This window comes from Lactobacillus sp. YT155 (assembly GCF_030504545.1).
Taxonomy (GTDB): domain Bacteria; phylum Bacillota; class Bacilli; order Lactobacillales; family Lactobacillaceae; genus BQUT01.
On the sequence record NZ_JAUKWP010000001.1, the window covers coordinates 412,847 to 430,447 of the forward strand.

The 17,601-nt window shown below is 35.0% G+C and carries 17 protein-coding genes; 2 read left to right on the forward strand and 15 right to left on the reverse strand.

What is annotated here, in order from left to right; translation table 11 throughout:
* Positions 1-88: 88 nt before the first annotated feature.
* The 15 genes from Q2T76_RS02235 to dnaA all read right to left on the reverse strand — a co-directional run bounded on the left by Q2T76_RS02235 (position 89) and on the right by dnaA (position 16,464).
* Positions 89-304: an MmcQ/YjbR family DNA-binding protein gene (locus Q2T76_RS02235; protein ID WP_302083912.1), complete on the reverse strand. Its 216-nt coding sequence runs from the start codon at positions 302-304 to the stop codon at positions 89-91.
* 143 nt (positions 305-447) lie between these two features.
* Positions 448-1,050, reverse strand: coding sequence for a CadD family cadmium resistance transporter (locus tag Q2T76_RS02240; RefSeq protein ID WP_302083695.1), 603 nt, complete (start codon positions 1,048-1,050; stop codon positions 448-450).
* A gap of 103 nt (positions 1,051-1,153) precedes the next feature.
* Positions 1,154-2,440, reverse strand: coding sequence for an adenylosuccinate synthase (locus tag Q2T76_RS02245; protein WP_302083697.1), 1,287 nt, complete (start codon positions 2,438-2,440; stop codon positions 1,154-1,156).
* A 111-nt stretch (positions 2,441-2,551) separates the two neighbouring features.
* A complete protein-coding gene (gene dnaB, locus Q2T76_RS02250) occupies positions 2,552-3,925 on the reverse strand; it encodes a replicative DNA helicase (RefSeq protein ID WP_302083698.1) in 1,374 nt (457 codons plus the stop codon).
* A gap of 24 nt (positions 3,926-3,949) precedes the next feature.
* Positions 3,950-4,402 (reverse strand): 50S ribosomal protein L9, encoded by a 453-nt coding sequence (gene rplI, locus Q2T76_RS02255; protein WP_302083700.1) that lies wholly within the window; start codon positions 4,400-4,402, stop codon positions 3,950-3,952.
* A 12-nt stretch (positions 4,403-4,414) separates the two neighbouring features.
* Positions 4,415-6,415: a DHH family phosphoesterase gene (locus Q2T76_RS02260; protein WP_302083701.1), complete on the reverse strand. Its 2,001-nt coding sequence runs from the start codon at positions 6,413-6,415 to the stop codon at positions 4,415-4,417.
* Positions 6,416-6,521: 106 nt separating this feature from the next.
* On the reverse strand, positions 6,522-6,764 hold the full coding sequence (rpsR, locus tag Q2T76_RS02265; RefSeq protein WP_302083703.1) for a 30S ribosomal protein S18: 243 nt from the start codon (positions 6,762-6,764) through the stop codon (positions 6,522-6,524).
* A 32-nt stretch (positions 6,765-6,796) separates the two neighbouring features.
* Positions 6,797-7,279, reverse strand: coding sequence for a single-stranded DNA-binding protein (gene ssb / locus Q2T76_RS02270; protein ID WP_302083704.1), 483 nt, complete (start codon positions 7,277-7,279; stop codon positions 6,797-6,799).
* Positions 7,280-7,320: 41 nt separating this feature from the next.
* Complete coding sequence (gene rpsF / locus Q2T76_RS02275; RefSeq protein WP_302083706.1) at positions 7,321-7,614, reverse strand: 30S ribosomal protein S6; 294 nt, start codon at positions 7,612-7,614, stop codon at positions 7,321-7,323.
* Positions 7,615-7,846: 232 nt separating this feature from the next.
* Entirely contained in the window at positions 7,847-10,336 is a 2,490-nt protein-coding gene (gene gyrA / locus Q2T76_RS02280; protein WP_302083708.1) for a DNA gyrase subunit A, read from the reverse strand.
* 14 nt (positions 10,337-10,350) lie between these two features.
* The gene (gene gyrB, locus Q2T76_RS02285) at positions 10,351-12,315 is read right to left on the reverse strand and encodes a DNA topoisomerase (ATP-hydrolyzing) subunit B (protein ID WP_302083709.1); all 1,965 of its coding nucleotides are present in this window, start codon (positions 12,313-12,315) and stop codon (positions 10,351-10,353) included.
* Positions 12,316-12,330: 15 nt separating this feature from the next.
* The gene (gene recF / locus Q2T76_RS02290; RefSeq protein WP_302083711.1) at positions 12,331-13,446 is read right to left on the reverse strand and encodes a DNA replication/repair protein RecF; all 1,116 of its coding nucleotides are present in this window, start codon (positions 13,444-13,446) and stop codon (positions 12,331-12,333) included.
* Positions 13,447-13,454: 8 nt separating this feature from the next.
* Positions 13,455-13,667, reverse strand: coding sequence for a S4 domain-containing protein YaaA (gene yaaA, locus Q2T76_RS02295; RefSeq protein WP_302083712.1), 213 nt, complete (start codon positions 13,665-13,667; stop codon positions 13,455-13,457).
* 185 nt (positions 13,668-13,852) lie between these two features.
* The gene (gene dnaN, locus Q2T76_RS02300) at positions 13,853-14,986 is read right to left on the reverse strand and encodes a DNA polymerase III subunit beta (RefSeq protein WP_302083714.1); all 1,134 of its coding nucleotides are present in this window, start codon (positions 14,984-14,986) and stop codon (positions 13,853-13,855) included.
* A gap of 158 nt (positions 14,987-15,144) precedes the next feature.
* Positions 15,145-16,464 carry a chromosomal replication initiator protein DnaA gene (gene dnaA, locus Q2T76_RS02305; RefSeq protein ID WP_302083914.1) on the reverse strand — a complete coding sequence of 440 codons (1,320 nt, stop codon included), beginning with the start codon at positions 16,462-16,464 and terminating at the stop codon, positions 15,145-15,147.
* Between the two features lie 577 nt (positions 16,465-17,041).
* Between dnaA and rpmH the strand changes: the two genes are divergently transcribed.
* Together rpmH and rnpA are read left to right on the forward strand one after the other, a co-directional pair.
* Complete coding sequence (rpmH, locus tag Q2T76_RS02310) at positions 17,042-17,179, forward strand: 50S ribosomal protein L34 (RefSeq protein ID WP_302083716.1); 138 nt, start codon at positions 17,042-17,044, stop codon at positions 17,177-17,179.
* A gap of 58 nt (positions 17,180-17,237) precedes the next feature.
* Entirely contained in the window at positions 17,238-17,588 is a 351-nt protein-coding gene (gene rnpA / locus Q2T76_RS02315; protein ID WP_302083718.1) for a ribonuclease P protein component, read from the forward strand.
* Positions 17,589-17,601 lie beyond the last annotated feature (13 nt).

A 17,601-nucleotide genomic window follows, 5' to 3' on the forward strand; every position in this document is an offset into this window, starting at 1 on the left:
CTTATACTTAAAATTATTTCCCAGGAAATAATTTCTAACGTTTCACGTGAAACTAAAAGACCTACAAGCTAAATTGTAGGTCTTTTTATCATTTCTTCGTTAACTCCGCACTCTCGTGGATCATATTCTGAAGCTCAATAAGAGTTACGTCCGTATCATTTACCTTAATTGTACTCCAATGAGCTTTATTCATATGATATCCCGGATAAACCCCTTTACGCTCACGTATCATTTCATTATGTGGAATGGTCATTTTGAGATTAATCATCAATTCGTTATCACGTGTATAAACCATTGCAAAGATTTTCTTGTTTCTTTAATGGCGAATAACATGCCACTTAATCCTTTCAGCTCGCTTTCCACCATTGAAAGGATGATCTAAGAACGAATCCAATTCTTCTAATGTTAAATCAATCAATTCCTGTTCTTTCATCACTTATCCCCTTTCTATAGAAAATGCTGAATAGTTCCATTTTCCCAAATAATCATTATTCCAAGTCCTATATAAATCACTGCCATTATCCAATTTCCATACTTATCAAGAAATTTCGAAATAACTTTAATTCCGGCACACTTATCACTCAAATATACTAATAACAGAATACAGATTGCAAATACGGCAACAGTTAATATCGCTTGAGACAGTGTTTCTGAGGCAAAATATGGGACAAATAAACCTATATTATCTGCTCCACAAGAAGCAAAAGTTATAGTAGCAACTGTTATTATCAAGTTCTTATTTTGACGCGCTTTAATTGTTTCATTCACTTCTTCAGTTTCATCTTCATCAACTACTAAATATTTGATTCCAAAATAAATTGGAATTACTCCCAGAAACCCTAATATCCATTTTTCGGGGACAAAATGTAAAACATAGGCAAATACTAGGCTAATTGTAATTAAACCCATTGAGCCTATAAACTGACCTAAATAAATGGATTGTTTTTCTCTTGGTGAACGATATTTAGAGAACAAAAGCATTAAAATAACCCATAAATCAATTGCTGTAGAAGTATAGATAATAATAGCTGAAATAACTGTGCTTAACATTGATAATCTCCCGTTATTTATATACCTTACCACTTCTTTTTAAAAAAATATCTAATAAAAAAGCCCTCATTATCTGAGTGGCTTTTTGTTTCACATGAAACATTTACTTTGTCCAAACATCTTCTTTAAGAATCGTTTGATCACGGTTAGGACCTACTGAAATCGTAGCAACACTAGCTTTTGTGAGTGCTTCAATTCTTTGAAGATATTTTTGAGCATTTTCCGGTAATTCATCAAAACTTTTAACAGAAGTAATATCTTCACTCCATCCAGGGAGTTCTTCATAAACTGGTTTACATTTGACTAATTCTTCAACAGTTGCTGGGTAGTAATCAATTTGTTTACCGTCTAGTTCATACGCAGTACATATCTTAACTGTATCGAGTCCTGTGAGAACATCTAAGACATTTAGTGCTATATCTGTTACTCCGGAGACTCTGAACGCGTGTCTCAAGACCACTGTATCTAACCAACCGACACGTCTAGGTCTTTTAGTAACCGTACCATATTCATGACCAATATCACGAATGTGGTCACCAATCTCATCATCTAATTGAGTAGGAAATGGTCCGTCACCAACTCTTGAAGTGTAGGCTTTAACCACACCGACAACTCGATCTATTTTATTAGGTCCAACCCCGGCACCGATTGAAACTCCAGCGGCAGGATTTGAGGAAGTTACATATGGATAAGTTCCTTGATCAATATCCAACATAATTCCTTGAGCACCTTCGAATAAAACGTTGTCGTTATTGTCGATTGCCTCATTTAAGACTACTGAAGTATCTACAACCAATGGCTTTAATTCTTGAGCATATTGACTATACTCTTGATAAATCTCATCAAAATCAAGTGGTTCTTTGCCATATAATTCAATAAATTCTTTATTCTTAATTGCCAACACAGCACTTAATCTTTGCTTAAAGGATTCAGGATTCAATAAATCAGCAATTCGGATACCAATTCTTGAGGCTTTGTCCATATAAGCTGGACCAATTCCACGATTTGTTGTTCCAATCTTGTTATCGCCTTTGGCATCTTCTTGATATTGGTCTTCTAAGATGTGATAAGGGAAAATAACGTGCGCACGATTAGAAATTCTCAAATTAGATGTGTTTACACCTTGTTCTTTCAAGATTTTTAACTCTTCAACCAATGACTTTGGATTAATAACCACTCCATTACCAATTACCGTGGTTTTATCACTATATAAGATTCCAGATGGAATTAAACGTAACTTATATACTTTTCCCTGAACTTCTAGAGTATGACCAGCATTGTCACCACCTTGGTATCGTGAAATGATTTGAGCCTTTTCCCCCAAGTAATCGGTTATCTTCCCTTTACCTTCGTCTCCCCACTGACTACCAACAATGACAATTGTACTCATAATGTTCCTCCTAAGTATTATTTACGAATTAATTTTATCATTATTAGTTGATTTTCTCAATATTTCCGAACATTAATTTTTAAGAAAAATAAAAAAGCTATGAAATGCGAATTATTCCGCATACATAGCAATATTTGAAAATTTATTATATGACTTAACAAAGAGTAACTTCACAGTTCCACGAGGACCCGAACGGTTTTTGCTGACAATAACTTCAACTTCACCTACGTCTTGGTTTGTGTCTTCTTGTGGTTCATCATCGTCGTCAGATCCTTCAGAATCGTAATAGTCATCACGATATAAGAAGGCAACAATATCAGCATCTTGCTCAATTGATCCCGATTCACGAATATCAGATAAAACCGGACGTTTATCTTGTCTTTGCTCAACTCCACGAGACAATTGAGATAGTGCAATCACAGGAACGTGTAATTCTTTAGCAAGTTTCTTTAATTGACGTGAAATGGCCGAAACTTCTTGTTGACGGTTTTCTTGACCAGTACCTTCAATCAGTTGTAGATAATCGACAATAATAATATCCAACTTACCAGTTTCTTTAGCAAGACGGCGACATTTAGCCCGAATCTCTGACATTTTGATACCAGGAGTATCATCAATGTAGATAGAAGTCTTAGAAAGGCTTCCCATGGCTACAATCAAGTTTTTCCATTCGTTTTGATCTAACTGCCCAGTTCGGAGGTGATTAGCATCAATGCTTCCCTCAGAACAAATCATACGATTAACTAGTTGTTCGGCTGACATTTCTAGTGAAAAGACTGCCGCTGTAGCGTTGCTTTTAGTTGCAACGTTTTGAACGATATTCAAGGCAAAAGCTGTCTTACCAACGGCTGGACGTGCTGCCAAAATAACCAATTCATCACTATGAAGCCCAGTAGTAATTTTATCCAAATCCTTGAATCCTGTTGCTAGTCCAGTGATTTCAGAGCTATCTTCATAGAGAGCTTCTATTTCTTTCAAAGATTCTGACACAACATCAGAAATCTTTTTAAAGCCACCCTCATTGACTCCTTCTGAAACTCCCATGATCGAACGTTCAGCTTTATCAAGGATATCTTCGACTTCTTCGTTTTCATCAAAACTCTCAGTAACAATTTCTGAAGCAGCAGAAATTAACTTACGTAAAACACCTTTACTGCGGACGATTTTAGCATAATAAATAACATTAGAAGCAGTTGGTACGGCTTCAGCAAGTTCAGCAATATAGCTGGCTCCACCAACATCTTCTAATTCATTATTCTTATTTAATTCATTAACAACCGTAACCGCATCAATGGCTTCGTCGCGATCATTTAAATTCATCATAGCTTTAAATACAAGCTGATTTGCGTGCTGATAGAAGTCTTCTGGCACTAGATATTCAATTGCATCAACAAATGCCCCAGAACTCAAAAATACGGCTCCTAGAACAGATTGTTCAGCGACTTTATCATTTGGAGGAATGCGATTCCCAAAATCACTACTCATAATAACTATATTTCCTTTTCACAATTACTCAGCTACAACGTGGACTCTAATTGTGGCAATTACATCATTATGTAATTTCACCTTCACATTAGTATATCCCAAAACTCGAATTGGTTCTTTTAAATCAATTTTTCTTTTATCAACTTCGATTTTAAACTGTTTCTTTAAAGCCTCAGCAACTTGTTTACTAGGGATTGACCCAAATAACTTGCTGTCTTCACCAGCTTTAGATTTGATTTCAACTACGGTTTTACCATCTTCAATTTTGCTCTTAAGATCTTTAGCAGCTTTTAAATCTTCAGCTTCTAGTTTTTCTTCTTTTTTCTGTTTACCCTTTAACTCGCTAATAGCTTGGGCATTGGCTTCTTTTGCCTTACCATTTTTAATCAAAAAGTTTTGAGCATAACCGTCAGCAACTTCTTTGACCTGCCCTTTTTTACCTTTGCCTTTGACATCTTCTAAGAAAATAACTTTCATAATCTTACCTGCCTATTTTTCATTTTCTTCATTCAAAATTTCAACTAATTGTTGTTTTACTTCTGATACATCTTGTCCTTCAACTTGAGTAGCGGCGTTTGATAAGTGTCCACCACCACCCATTTTCTCCATAACAATTTGAACATTAATGGAGCCTAGAGAACGAGCGGAAATTCCAATACTTTTATCAGATCTTTTTGCTATAACATATGAAGCTTCTACGTCACTTAGTGTGAGCAAAGTATCTGCGGCTTGTGCCACGATTACCGGGTCATAAACCTTATCATCAGCTGCACAAAGTGCAATGTTATCATTAATCATTTCGACCGATTCAATTATCTTATTCTTTTCAATGAAGGAATCAATGCTTTCCTTTAATAATTCTTGAACCGTTAATTCGCTAGCACCAATCGAACGCAAATAACTAGCGGCGTCAAAAGTTCTAGTACCAGTACGTAATGAGAATGAACGTGTATCAACAGTAATACCAGCCAACATTGCTGTAGCTTCAATCTTAATAACTTTTGCTTTTTCTTTAGGTTGATACTCGATTATTTCAGTAATCAATTCACAAGTAGATGATGCATATGGCTCAATGTAAGCCAACATCATATTCTCAGGGAATTCTTCACCACGACGGTGATGATCAATCAAAACTACTCGTCCATCAGCTTTTTCAAAGAGCTCAGAATCAACAGAAATACTTGGTTTTGAGTGATCAACCATAATTAGTAAACTATTTTCATCAAATTCTTCATTAGCTTTCTCAGCCGTAATGAAACTGTCATTAATCTCTTCTTCTTTTCTTAGCTCATCACGAAGTCTTTGAACATCAGAATGTAAATTTTCATCATCAAAAATGATTTTACATTCACGGTCATTCATTTCTGCAATCTTTCTAATTCCCAGACAAGCCCCTAATGAGTCCATGTCGGTTCTCTTATGTCCCATAACGTAGACTTTTCCAGCATTCACCAGGACTTCTTGTAAGGCTTGAGAAATCATTCGAGCTCTAACTCTAGTCCGTTTCTCCATTGGGTTAGACTTACCACCAAAGAAGCGGGCACGTCCATTTTCAGACTTAATAACAACTTGATCTCCACCACGACCTAAAGCCAAATCTAAGTTACTCTGAGCTTGTTTAGCCAGTTTAATCAAACTTTCATCGCCGTAGCCAATTCCCACACTTAGAGTTAACGGAGAGTTTTGTTTAAGCGTTTCTTCACGAATTGTATCTAAGATACTAAATTCACTGTCTTCAATGCTTTGTAGGTCTTTCATATAGGCCATAATGATGTAACGATCAGAACTCAATCGTTTTAGATAAATGCCATATTTATTAGCCCAGTTAGTCAATTGATTGGTAACAAAGTTATTTAAGTTAGAACGGGTACGATCCGTCATGTTTTGAGTAACTTCATCGTAGTTATCCAAGAAGATTTGACCCATGGTCATTCTAGTACCATCATAGGTTTTTTCGATAGTGTTATATTTTGAAATATCATATAAATAGACGGTTTTGAGCTCTTCATTAACGAATGCTTCATAACCATTATCACCGATTGAAATCTCTACGACATCAGATTGATCTTCATTTTCGTCAATTAGTTTGACGATTTCTTCACTTAAGTCGGCCAAGGATACATCTATTAAGTCACGATCATCAAAATAACTCTGAAACTTAGGGTTAACCCACTGAATTTTTTTATCATCGTCATACAGAGCAATCCCTAACGGCATATTAATGATTGCCTCTTGCTCACCACGATTCATACGATAAGACATGTCAGAGGCAATATGTTTGATGCTTTTATCCATCACATAATATAGATAGATTAAAGCAGCTACCATAATTATATTAACAACGGATAGAATTATTCCTAAAACCGGATTAACAAATAACCCTACTACTGCTGAAAGAATAATTACCGCAAAAATAACGACAACCACAGTAGTTAGAGTAGATGATTTTCTTAAGAGATTTAGGTTATGTTTTTCTAAGAACTTATTCATAGAGATCCTCAGTTTATTTATTCTATATACTATGTAATTTTACCACAGTTACGCCTTCTTGACTGGATAGAAAAAGGACCACACCGAAGTGTGGTCCCTCTAATTATTAGTCTTCAGCAACGAATGGCAATAGTGCCATAATTCTTGCTCTTTTAATTGCTGTAGTTAAACTTCTTTGATTCTTTGCACTTGTACCAGTTACTCGACGAGGCAAAATTTTTCCACTTTCAGAGATGAATCTCTTAAGTAATTCTGTGTCTTTGTAATCGATATATTCAATATGGTTAGCGGCAATAAAATCAACTTTACGGCGTTTTCTTCCACCGCCACGTCTTTGTTGTTGAGCCATGTTTTTTTCCTCCTACTTAAAAATGAGAAATACTAGAATGGCAAGTCATCATCTGAGATATCAATTGATTGACTGTTATCTGCAAATGGATCTGCTTGGCTTTCAAAAGTATTTTCAGGTTTATTATTCGTATTGTTGTTGTTATTAGGAACGTTGTTTGCTGCAGGATTTGATGAAGGACGATTCTCAGTTGCTGATTTTGATTCTAACAATGAGAAGTTATCGACAACCACTTCAGTCACATAGACTTTTTGACCTTGTTGATTTTCATAAGATCTTGATTGTAGACGTCCATCGATTCCTACCAATGAACCTTTTTTAGTGAAATTAGCAAAGTTCTCAGCTGATTTTCTCCAGATAACACAGTTAATGAAGTCAGCCTCTCTCTCACCTTGCTGATTTGTGAATTGACGGTTAACCGCAATTGTAAAACTACCAACTGCAGCTCCGTTGGCAGTATATCTCAAATCAGGGTCACGTGTCAGACGACCAACTAGTACAACTCTATTTATCATAAATAACTGCCTCCTTTAAAATATGTTTCATGTGAAACATTTTAGTCTTCACGTTTGATAATCATTTGGCGAAGAACTGAATCATCAATTTTTGCTAAACGGTCAAATTCGCTTGTAGCTTTTGTATCGTCAGCATTGATGTTTGTAATGTGATACAAACCTTCATGATAACCAGCGATTTCATAAGCTAGGTGACGTTTTTCCCAGTCTTTTGAATCAATGATTTCAGCACCGTTGTCTTTAAGAATCTTATCAAACTTTTCAACAACTGCATTCTTACCTGCTTCATCAAGGTCTGGTTTGATGATATATGTAATTTCGTAATGTGCTGCCATTTTGGCACCTCCTCTTGGTCTAATGGTTCTTAATCAATATAAGAACAAGGAGCACGGGAACCTATTAGGTTCTAATACTCACAGTAAGAAATAATACCATAGATTAAGATTAATTTCTATAACAAATCACAAATAAATCGACACGTGATACTCATTTAAGTATACCCATTAAATTACGCAATTATTCCCCGGGAAATAATATAAATAAAAAAAACGACTTTCGTCGTTTTAATTATTCTTCACTATTGTTGTTTTCTTCTTCAGTAACTTCTGGAGTTTCTGCTTCTTCTTCAGGAGCAACCTTAGCCATTGTCGAGACAATTGCATCTTGATCAACACGAATCAATCTAACTCCAAGGGTTGCACGTCCTGTTTGTGAAACATCCTTAGCATGGAAACGAATCATAACACCTTTGTTGGTAATTAACATAATGTCTTCATCGCCTTCAACTACAGCAATTCCAGCTAGTGGTCCATTTTTCTCAGTTACATTAACAGTCTTGATACCTTTACCACCACGTCCTTTGACAGGATATTGATCAGCACCAGTTCTCTTACCATAACCATTCTCAGAAATTACTAGGACCTCTGATTCTGGAGTAAGAATTGACGAGCCAACAACATAATCGTTTTCTCTCAATCTAATTCCACGGACACCAGAAGCTGTTCTTCCCATGGTACGAACGTCACTTTCTTTGAAGGTTACGGCATAACCTAAGTGAGTTCCGATAAAGATAACTTGCTGTCCATCAGTTAGATAAACATCTTTCAATTCATCTTTATCTTTCAAGGTAATAGCTCTTAGTCCATTAGTTCTAATATTCTTGAATTCTTCAACGGAAGTTCTCTTTACTGTTCCTTGTTCAGTGACAAAGAATAAGTTCTTTTCGTTGTTGTCTGAATCCTTAGGAATATTGATAACTGTCTGAACTTTTTCATCAGAGTCAATTCCTAATAGGTTAATAATTGGAATTCCCTTAGCTGTACGACCATATTCAGGAATCTCATAACCTTTAGATTTATAAACCTTACCACTATTGGTAAAGAATAATAATTGATCATGAGTTGAGGTATAAATTAGATGCTCGATAAAGTCATCATCGTGAATTCCCATACCTTGAATTCCACGACCACCACGGTTTTGAACCTTGAACTCATCAGCAGATAGACGCTTGATGTATCCATTATGGGTCAAAACAACTAGGATATTTTCTTCTTCAATTAGATCTTCATCTTCAAGACTAAGAACTTCACCTACTAATAATTCAGTTCTTCTGTCATCGCCAAATTTATCTTGAATTTCAAGTAATTCTTCGTAGATAATTTTGTCGATTCGTTCTGGTTTTGCCAAAATATCTTTCAAATCAGCAATTTTCTTAACTAATTCATTGTATTCAGCTTCAACCTTATCACGTTCCAAACCTGTTAAACGAACCAAACGCATATCTAAGATAGCTTGTGATTGTTTATCAGAAAGTTTGAAGTTCTCCATCAATGCAGCCTTAGCAACTTCTGATGTTTGTGAACCACGAATAATTTTAATAATTTCATCGATATGATCTAAAGCAATTCGCAATCCTTCAAGAATATGAGCTCTAGCTTCTGCTTTTTTAAGATCAAACTTAGTTCTACGTTCGATAACTTCTTCTTGATGAGTAAGGTATTTTACCAAAATCTCTTTAAGTGAAAGAAGTTTTGGTGCTCCTTCAACAATTGCTACCATGTTGAAACCAAATGAAGTTTGCATAGAAGTTTGCTTGAATAAGTTATTCAAAACAACCGTTGCAGAAATATCACGTCTGATTTCGATAACAATTCGCATACCATCACGGTCAGATTCATCATTTAAGTCGGTAATTCCTTCAAGTCGCTTATCACGAGCCAATTCGGCAATTCTCTCAACCAAACGAGCTTTATTAACCATATATGGTAACTCGGTAACAATAATCTTTTCACGGCCACTCTTAGATGTTTCAATCTCAGTTTTGGCACGTAAAATAATGCTTCCTTTACCTGTTTCGTAGGCTTTTCTAATTCCAGATTTACCCATTACCAAACCACCAGTTGGGAAGTCAGGTCCTGGTAAAGCTGTCATTAAATCAGCTACAGTTGCTTCTTTGTTATCCATCAAAATATGAATAGCATCAATAACTTCTTTTAAGTTATGTGGTGGAATATTAGTGGTCATACCAACAGCAATTCCGGTTGCTCCATTAACTAGTAAGTTAGGGAATCTAGCAGGTAAAACTCTTGGTTCACGTTCTGTTCCATCATAGTTTTCTTGAAAATCAATCGTATCTTTATTGATATCACGAAGCATTTCCAAAGTAATTTTACTCATTCTTGCTTCAGTGTAACGCATAGCAGCAGCGGGATCGCCGTCAATTGAACCAAAGTTACCATGACCATCAACTAGAAGATAACGGTAACTAAAGTCTTGAGCCATTCTAACCATTGATTCATAAATTGCACTATCACCGTGAGGATGGTATTTACCCATAACATCACCAACGATACGTGCTGATTTTTTATATGGTTTATCAGGTGTGACACCTAATTCATTCATTCCGTAAAGAATACGACGATGAACTGGTTTCAATCCATCACGAACATCAGGTAATGCACGAGCTACAATAACACTCATGGCATAATCCAAGAATGATGTTCTCATGGTTTTTGTCAATTCAATCGTATTAATTCTATGATCTAATTCATCACTCATTAAATTTTACCCTCCTAAATATCCAAGTTGTCTACAAAGACAGCATTTTCTTCAATAAATTCTTTTCGAGGTTCTACTTTGTCACCCATCAACATTGAAAAGACTTTATCTGCAGCTACGGCATCATCAATTTCAACACGATCTAAACGTCTGTTTTCTGGATCCATGGTTGTTTCCCATAATTGTTCAGCATCCATTTCACCAAGACCTTTGTATCGTTGAATAACTGGTTTTGGACTTGGTTGCAAGGTTGCTAGAACTTCATCCAATTCTTCATCAGTATCAATATATTTCATCATTTTTCCTTGACGAACTTGATACAAAGGTGGTTTAGCAACGTACACGTATCCTGCTTCAACAACTGGACGCATATAACGGTAAAGTAAGGTTAAGAGCAAGGTTCTGATATGAGCTCCATCGACATCGGCATCGGTCATCAAAATCAACTTGTGATAACGCGTCTTAGAAACATCAAATTCTTCACCAAACCCAGTTCCCATCGCAGTAAATAGTGAACGAATTTCTTCATTAGCAAGAATCTTATCCATACTTGCTTTTTCAACGTTCAAGATTTTTCCACGAATAGGTAAGATGGCTTGAGTTAGACGAGAACGTCCTGACTTAGCTGACCCACCAGCGGAATCACCCTCAACGATGAATAATTCTGAAATTTCTGGATCCTTACTTGAATTATCAGCCAACTTACCAGGTAAGTTACTGATTTCAAGTCCTGATTTTTTACGAGTAACTTCACGAGCTCTTTTAGCAGCTAAACGAGCTTTTGATGCAAGGTTACCTTTTTCAACAATCTGTTTAGCGACTGTTGGATTTTCCATAAGAAAACGCATGAAGTGTTCACTGAATGTCTTATCAGTAACTGAACGAGCATCTGAGTTTCCTAATTTTGTCTTGGTTTGTCCCTCAAATTGAGGATCTGGATGTTTGATTGAAACAACTGCTGTCATTCCTTCACGAACATCATCACCAGATAGTTTATCTTCACCTTTTAGCAGTGAATTCTTCTTCGCATAATCATTAATTACACGAGTCAAAGCTGTTTTGAATCCAGCTTCGTGAGTTCCACCTTCATAAGTGTGAATGTTGTTAGCGAAAGTCATTAAGTTGGAATGATAGTCATTGGTATATTGAAGTGCAACTTCAACATTAATTCCTTCTTGATTTCCTTCAACATAGATAGGTTCTGGGAACAGAACATCTTTTTCTTCATCCATGTATTCAACGTAACTCTTGATTCCACCTTCATAATGGAATTCGTGCGTCGTTGGATTGTCTTGTCTTTGATCAGTGAAAGTAATCTTTAGACCTTTATTTAAGAATGCTAATTCACGGATTCTGGTAATTAAAACTTTGTCATCATAGACGGTAGTTTCAGTAAAGATATCTTCATCGGGAACAAAATGGACTTTCGTTCCTCGTGCATGTTCTGGTGCATCACCAATAACCTTCATTGGGGTTTTGACTTTTCCAAGTTCAAAATCAATGTAGTATCTCTTACCACCGTGAGTAACTTCAGCATCAAGTGTCTTAGATAGAGCATTAACAACAGAAGCACCAACACCGTGAAGTCCACCAGAAACTTTGTATCCGCCACCGCCGAATTTACCACCGGCATGTAAGATAGTGAAAACAGTTTCCAAGGCAGGTTTTCCTGTTTTTGCTTGAATACCAACAGGAATACCACGACCATCATCGGTAACGGTAATACTATTATCTTTTTCTACAACAACATCGATTCTAGTTGCAAATCCAGCTAAAGCTTCATCAATACCATTATCGATAATTTCCCATACTAAATGGTGTAACCCTTGTGATGAAGTCGAACCAATATACATACCAGGACGTTTTCTAACAGCTTCAAGTCCTTCTAGAACTTGAATTTGACTGGCATCATATTCATTGGCTTTTTCTTCTTTTTCTTCAATTTCTTCTTCAGAAATATTTGTTTTGTCTTCTGCCATAACCATTTTCCTTTTCTAGTTTTTAATTATTTGACCGTCGTTCACCGTATAAATCTGGGGATTTTTAACAATTTCTCGATTAATTCCATCCAAATTTGTAGTGGTAATAAAGGTTTGAATGTTTGTCTCAATTGCTCTTAATAGCTGTGTTTGTCGCAACTCATCAAGTTCAGATAAAACATCATCCAATAACAAAATGGGATAATCGCCGATTACTTCTTTGATTAATTCCACTTCGGCAAGTTTCATACTCAAAATCACTGTTCGTTGTTGCCCTTGAGAACCAAAATCAGACACATCACGTTCATTGATTAGAAACGCAATATCATCTCTTTGTGGTCCTAATAAGGTCATCCCAGCACGAACTTCTTTATCATAGTTTTTTTGATAATTTTCTCTCAAACTCTGATAAATATCTTTAGCTTCAGTTAACTGACTATCAAAACTATTGGTTTTATACGAAATTTCTAGTGATTCTTGATTATCCGTCAATTCCAAATGAATTTTTCGCATATTCTTTTCTAGATTCGCTAAAAATTTTTGCCGTTCAACAATAATTTTGACCCCAAATTCAGCTAATTGATCTGTAAGTACATCAAGATACAAGCGGTCATCAGTCTGCTTTTTTTGAAGTTTTTTGAGGTAATTATTTCTTTGGCGAATAATCTTTTTAAATTGACTGAAATTAGCTAGATAAGAATGACTAATCTGGCCAATTTCCATATCAAGAAATCTTCTTCTTTGAGTAGGATTCCCCTTAATCAAGTTAAGATCTTCAGGAGCAAATAAGACAACATTCAAGTTACCAACGTAATTAGATAACTTCTTTTGTTCGAGCTTATTAACTTTTGCTTTCTTCCCAACTTTGCTAACAATTAATTCCAAATCGACTTTACCAATGTTTTTTTCCACAATCGCATTGATTCTAGCAAAATCTTGATTCCATCTAATCAAATCTTTATCGTCAGAAGTTCGATGACTCCTAGCTAACGCTAAAACAAAAAAAGATTCTAATAAATTCGTCTTTCCTTGTGCGTTTTTCCCGATAAAAACATTGATATTCGGAGAAAAATCGGTGCTCAAAGATTCATAATTTCGAAAATCTTTTAAGGTGATATTTTTAATATACATAATTTGTATTACTGAACTATCTTAATAATATCTTGATCATCAATTTTTAGTTCATCACCCACATAGATTTTTTTGCCACGACGATTTTCTACCTCACCGTTCAAAAAAACTAGATCTTCTTGTAAAAAGAATTTTGCTTGTCCGCCAGTTGAAATTACGCCAACTTCTTTGAGTAACTGACCAAGAGTAATGAACTCTTTATTGAGTACGAATTCTTGCATTCTTTACCTCTTTTTTTGGTCGAAATAATAAAACAACGTTCTCTTATATTATAGCCTTTTTAACCAATAAAAACAATCTTATAACCAATTTATAAGCCATATAAGCCAATTTAAGCTGAGTTGGTGTAATTACATTCAAAAAAGAAAAAAATCGCTCATACGAACGATTTTTTCAAAATTTAAAATTAATATGTTCTAACTGGAGTAATTAATTGAATAAATTTATCACTTTCAGCCGATGGTTCGATAGTAAATGGATGTAATGGCGAAGTGAATTTAATTTCAATATCAGCAGCTCCTAAAACTTTCAAAGCATCTTTTAAGTAATCAGGATTGAATGAAATTTCTAAATCTTCACCATTAATATTCTTGAAATTAACTGATTCTTCAACTGTACCAACTTCAGGAGAGTTCCCATAAATAACAACTTGATTTTCGTTTGAGTTAATTTGAAGTTTAACTACGTTGTTACGACTTTCATGTGAAAGCAGTGAAGCACGTTCAATCGATGCTAATAATTCAGTTGCTTCAAAAGTAACGGTCGTGTTTGATGATTCAGGAATTAAACGATCTGTTTCTGGATAGTTTCCTTCCAAAAGTCTTGAATAAAATAAGGTATCACCGAAACTAAAGAGAACTTGATTTTCAGAAATTGACATTTTTACTTCTGAGACGTCATCAGCGATTGTTCGAGTCAATTCCAATAAACTTTTTCCAGGAATGATGAAATCATATTCTTCAGAACTAGCGATTGGAACGATTCGTTGTGATAAACGATGACTATCGGTTGCCACAGCCTTAAGTTGACTGTCTTTAATTACCAAGTTAACCCCAGTTAAGATGGGACGACTTTCTTGATTAGAAACAGCAATAACGGTTTGATCAACTACTTCTTTTAGTAAATCTTTGTCCAATACAATTGGGTTTTGAGTAGCGACTTCTGGAAGATGTGGATAATTAACAGCATCAATTCCGTTAATAGTAAATTCTGATTTACCAGCAGAAATAATAGTTTGTAAATTATCTAAAAGATTAATGTTTAATGTATCACCAGGAAGTTTTTTAATAATTTCATTGAAGAAACGAGCTGGTAAAACAATTGCTCCGGTTGATTCAATCGTTAAATTGTTATCAGCGTTGTCTTTAGCTATGAAAGTAGTAATAGAAATATCAGCATCACTACCTGAGATTGTTAGACCATCATCTTTTAAGTTTAAGTAAATTCCTGAAAGTATTGGAATAGTAGTTTTTGAACTAATAGCTCTTAAAACCGTGTTGACATTATTTACGAAAATATTTTTATCAATTGAAAATTTCATGAGAGACTCCTTTATATATATATTATTAAATATATGTAGTAATAGTAGTAGGACCTGTTAATTCTGTTGAAAAGTAACTTGAGGATTGGTGTGACTAGTAAAATTCTTGTTTAAAAGCAGTGTGGATAACTGGTGGAAAAAAGCATTCTTATCCACAATCAATTTTTGAGTTCACCCTTTAATTCATTAACTGCTTTTTGTAAATCCGTGTCGAATTTTATTTCTTCAGAGATTTTTTCACAAGAATGCATAACTGTTGTATGATCCTTACCGCCGAATTCTTGACCAATCTGTGGTAAGGAACGATCGGTTAGTTCACGAGCCAGATACATGGCAATTTGGCGAGGAATTACAATTGAATGTACCCTTTTCTTACCTAAGATATCTTCAACAGAAACTTTGAAGTACTTGGCAACTCTTTCTTGAATCTTAGAAATGGTTAAGCCCTTTTTCTTTTTCGAGAGCTTCAAGCCCTTCATGGCTTCCACAGCTAATTGAGTTGTAATATCGGATTTTTGCATGGTTGCGTAAGCTTGAACTCGAACCAATGCTCCTTCAAGTTCACGAACGTTGCTATCAATCTGTCCAGCAATATAAGAAAGAGTTTCATCAGGTATTTCTAAGTTCTCATATTCTGCTTTGGTTCTTAAAATGGCAATTCGTGTTTCTAGATCAGGTGCGGTGATGTCGACTGACAAGCCCCACTTGAATCGAGAAACTAAACGTTCCTCAAGTTTGGGGATTTCATTTGGTAAACGATCGGAAGTAAGAACAATTTGCTTCTTATTATTGTAGAGTTCGTTAAATGTGTGGAAGAATTCTTCTTGTGTTCCCTCTTTGTCAGCAAAGAACTGAATGTCATCGACCATTAAGAGGTCTACATTACGATAAGAATTTCGGAACTCATCTTGGGTTTTATTTTGAATCGAATTGATAAAGTCATTGGCGAAGGTTTCGCTAGTGACATATTTGACGTTAGCGTCAGGATTTTTTTGAAGTAATTGATGTCCAATAGCTTGCATCAAGTGAGTTTTACCTAAACCTACGCCACCATAGATGAACAAAGGATTGTACAAAACTCCTGGTTCTTCAGAAACAACCAGTGCAGCTGCATGAGCCATTTGATTTCCCGAACCAGTAACGAAAGTTTCAAACGTGTATTTACTATTTAAATGTGCGCTTGGAGTTTTCGGAGCTATTTGTTCAGTTTCATCTTCGGGAAGCTTAACCGTTGGCTGCTCAGACTTTAATCTGATAACTGGCGTAATGTCACGAGAATATAACTCGAAGGCAGCTTCCACAATTTTATTGGTAAAATTACGTTCCCAATAGTCCTTATGTAAAGCTAGAGGAACTTCAATGATGATATTAGTATCGTCCATTGAAATAGGAATCGCCGGTTTAATCCAAGTATTAAAACTGACAGGTTGCAGTTCTTTTTTTTGTTTTTCTTCGAAATATGACCAGAAACCGTTCATATCTATAGGTGAATTATCTGACACGTTCTTCCTCCAAAATAATTAAGAAACTATTAAGATGATACTAACCAGTTTAGCATTTTTAGAAAAAGTTTTCCACAGAAGAATCATTGAGAGTGAATAAAAAATTTTTCACAAAATTCACAAGAAACAATCAACAATATACACAGGTAGGCGAATAAAAAATTGCCAAAACCTGTGGATAAGTGGAAAATAAGAAAGCGAGAAAGAGATGTTAACAGGATATTTGTGGAAATTAAGCTGAAAAAATAAATGATTTTGAGAGTTACTAACAGAAATTAAATAATTGTGGATAAACAAATTAACAACTTGCGATTTTGTTGAAAACTCTGTTAATAACTTGGGGAAAGAAAATTTTTTCTGTTTCAATTCACAAAAGTTTTACACATGTTAATTACGCAAAAAGTGTATAACTCCTAATCTAACAATGATTTTTTTTTTAATTTCTTATTTAACTTTGGTTTAATTCGTGGTAATATATTCGAGTAATTGTCTTAGAGATTAATTTAGATACAATTAATTATTAAAAGATAAATTTTCAGATGGAGGCAAATCAATGACAAAAAGAACATTCCAACCCAAGAAACGCCATCGTGAAAGAGTTCATGGTTTCATGAAGAGAATGAGTACAAGTAACGGTAGAAAAGTTCTAGCTCGTCGCCGTAAAAAAGGTAGAAAAGTTCTATCAGCATAGACTACTGATATTCAGTGGTCTTTTTTTATAAATTCATTTTAAGTATGGTGATTATTTAATGAGAAAAAGTTACCGAATTAAAAAAGAAGATGAATTTCAGAAAGTTTTTTTCGGTGGGAATTCAGTCGCTAATAAAAACTTTGTGCTGTATCAAATTCCCAAGAGTGGACAAAAACATTTTCGTGTAGGGATTTCTGTTGGTAAAAAAGTTGCTTTAAGAGCTAACAAAAGAAATCAAATAAAGAGATATATTCGACAATCCTTGTTTGAATTAAGAGATCAAATACCTAACGAAGTTGATTTTTTGATTATTGCTAGAAAGACATCTTTAGATTTAAGTATGAGTGAAACAAAAAATAATATCACTCATCTACTAAAATTAGGTAAAATAATAGACGAAACTCGATAAAGGTATGGTTTAA

Bases quoted from the DNA above. Each gene is read 5' to 3' on its own strand.
- Q2T76_RS02240 (WP_302083695.1), bottom strand. From the start codon at position 1,050: ATGTTAAGCACAGTTATTTCAGCTATTATTATCTATACTTCTACAGCA.
- Q2T76_RS02245 (WP_302083697.1), bottom strand. From the start codon at position 2,440: ATGAGTACAATTGTCATTGTTGGTAGTCAGTGGGGAGACGAAGGTAAA.
- dnaB (WP_302083698.1), bottom strand. From the start codon at position 3,925: ATGAGTAGTGATTTTGGGAATCGCATTCCTCCAAATGATAAAGTCGCT.
- rplI (WP_302083700.1), bottom strand. From the start codon at position 4,402: ATGAAAGTTATTTTCTTAGAAGATGTCAAAGGCAAAGGTAAAAAAGGG.
- Q2T76_RS02260 (WP_302083701.1), bottom strand. From the start codon at position 6,415: ATGAATAAGTTCTTAGAAAAACATAACCTAAATCTCTTAAGAAAATCA.
- rpsR (WP_302083703.1), bottom strand. From the start codon at position 6,764: ATGGCTCAACAACAAAGACGTGGCGGTGGAAGAAAACGCCGTAAAGTT.
- ssb (WP_302083704.1), bottom strand. From the start codon at position 7,279: ATGATAAATAGAGTTGTACTAGTTGGTCGTCTGACACGTGACCCTGAT.
- rpsF (WP_302083706.1), bottom strand. From the start codon at position 7,614: ATGGCAGCACATTACGAAATTACATATATCATCAAACCAGACCTTGAT.
- gyrA (WP_302083708.1), bottom strand. From the start codon at position 10,336: ATGAGTGATGAATTAGATCATAGAATTAATACGATTGAATTGACAAAA.
- gyrB (WP_302083709.1), bottom strand. From the start codon at position 12,315: ATGGCAGAAGACAAAACAAATATTTCTGAAGAAGAAATTGAAGAAAAA.
- recF (WP_302083711.1), bottom strand. From the start codon at position 13,446: ATGTATATTAAAAATATCACCTTAAAAGATTTTCGAAATTATGAATCT.
- yaaA (WP_302083712.1), bottom strand. From the start codon at position 13,667: ATGCAAGAATTCGTACTCAATAAAGAGTTCATTACTCTTGGTCAGTTA.
- dnaN (WP_302083714.1), bottom strand. From the start codon at position 14,986: ATGAAATTTTCAATTGATAAAAATATTTTCGTAAATAATGTCAACACG.
- dnaA (WP_302083914.1), bottom strand. From the start codon at position 16,464: ATGAACGGTTTCTGGTCATATTTCGAAGAAAAACAAAAAAAAGAACTG.
- rpmH (WP_302083716.1), top strand. From the start codon at position 17,042: ATGACAAAAAGAACATTCCAACCCAAGAAACGCCATCGTGAAAGAGTT.
- rnpA (WP_302083718.1), top strand. From the start codon at position 17,238: ATGAGAAAAAGTTACCGAATTAAAAAAGAAGATGAATTTCAGAAAGTT.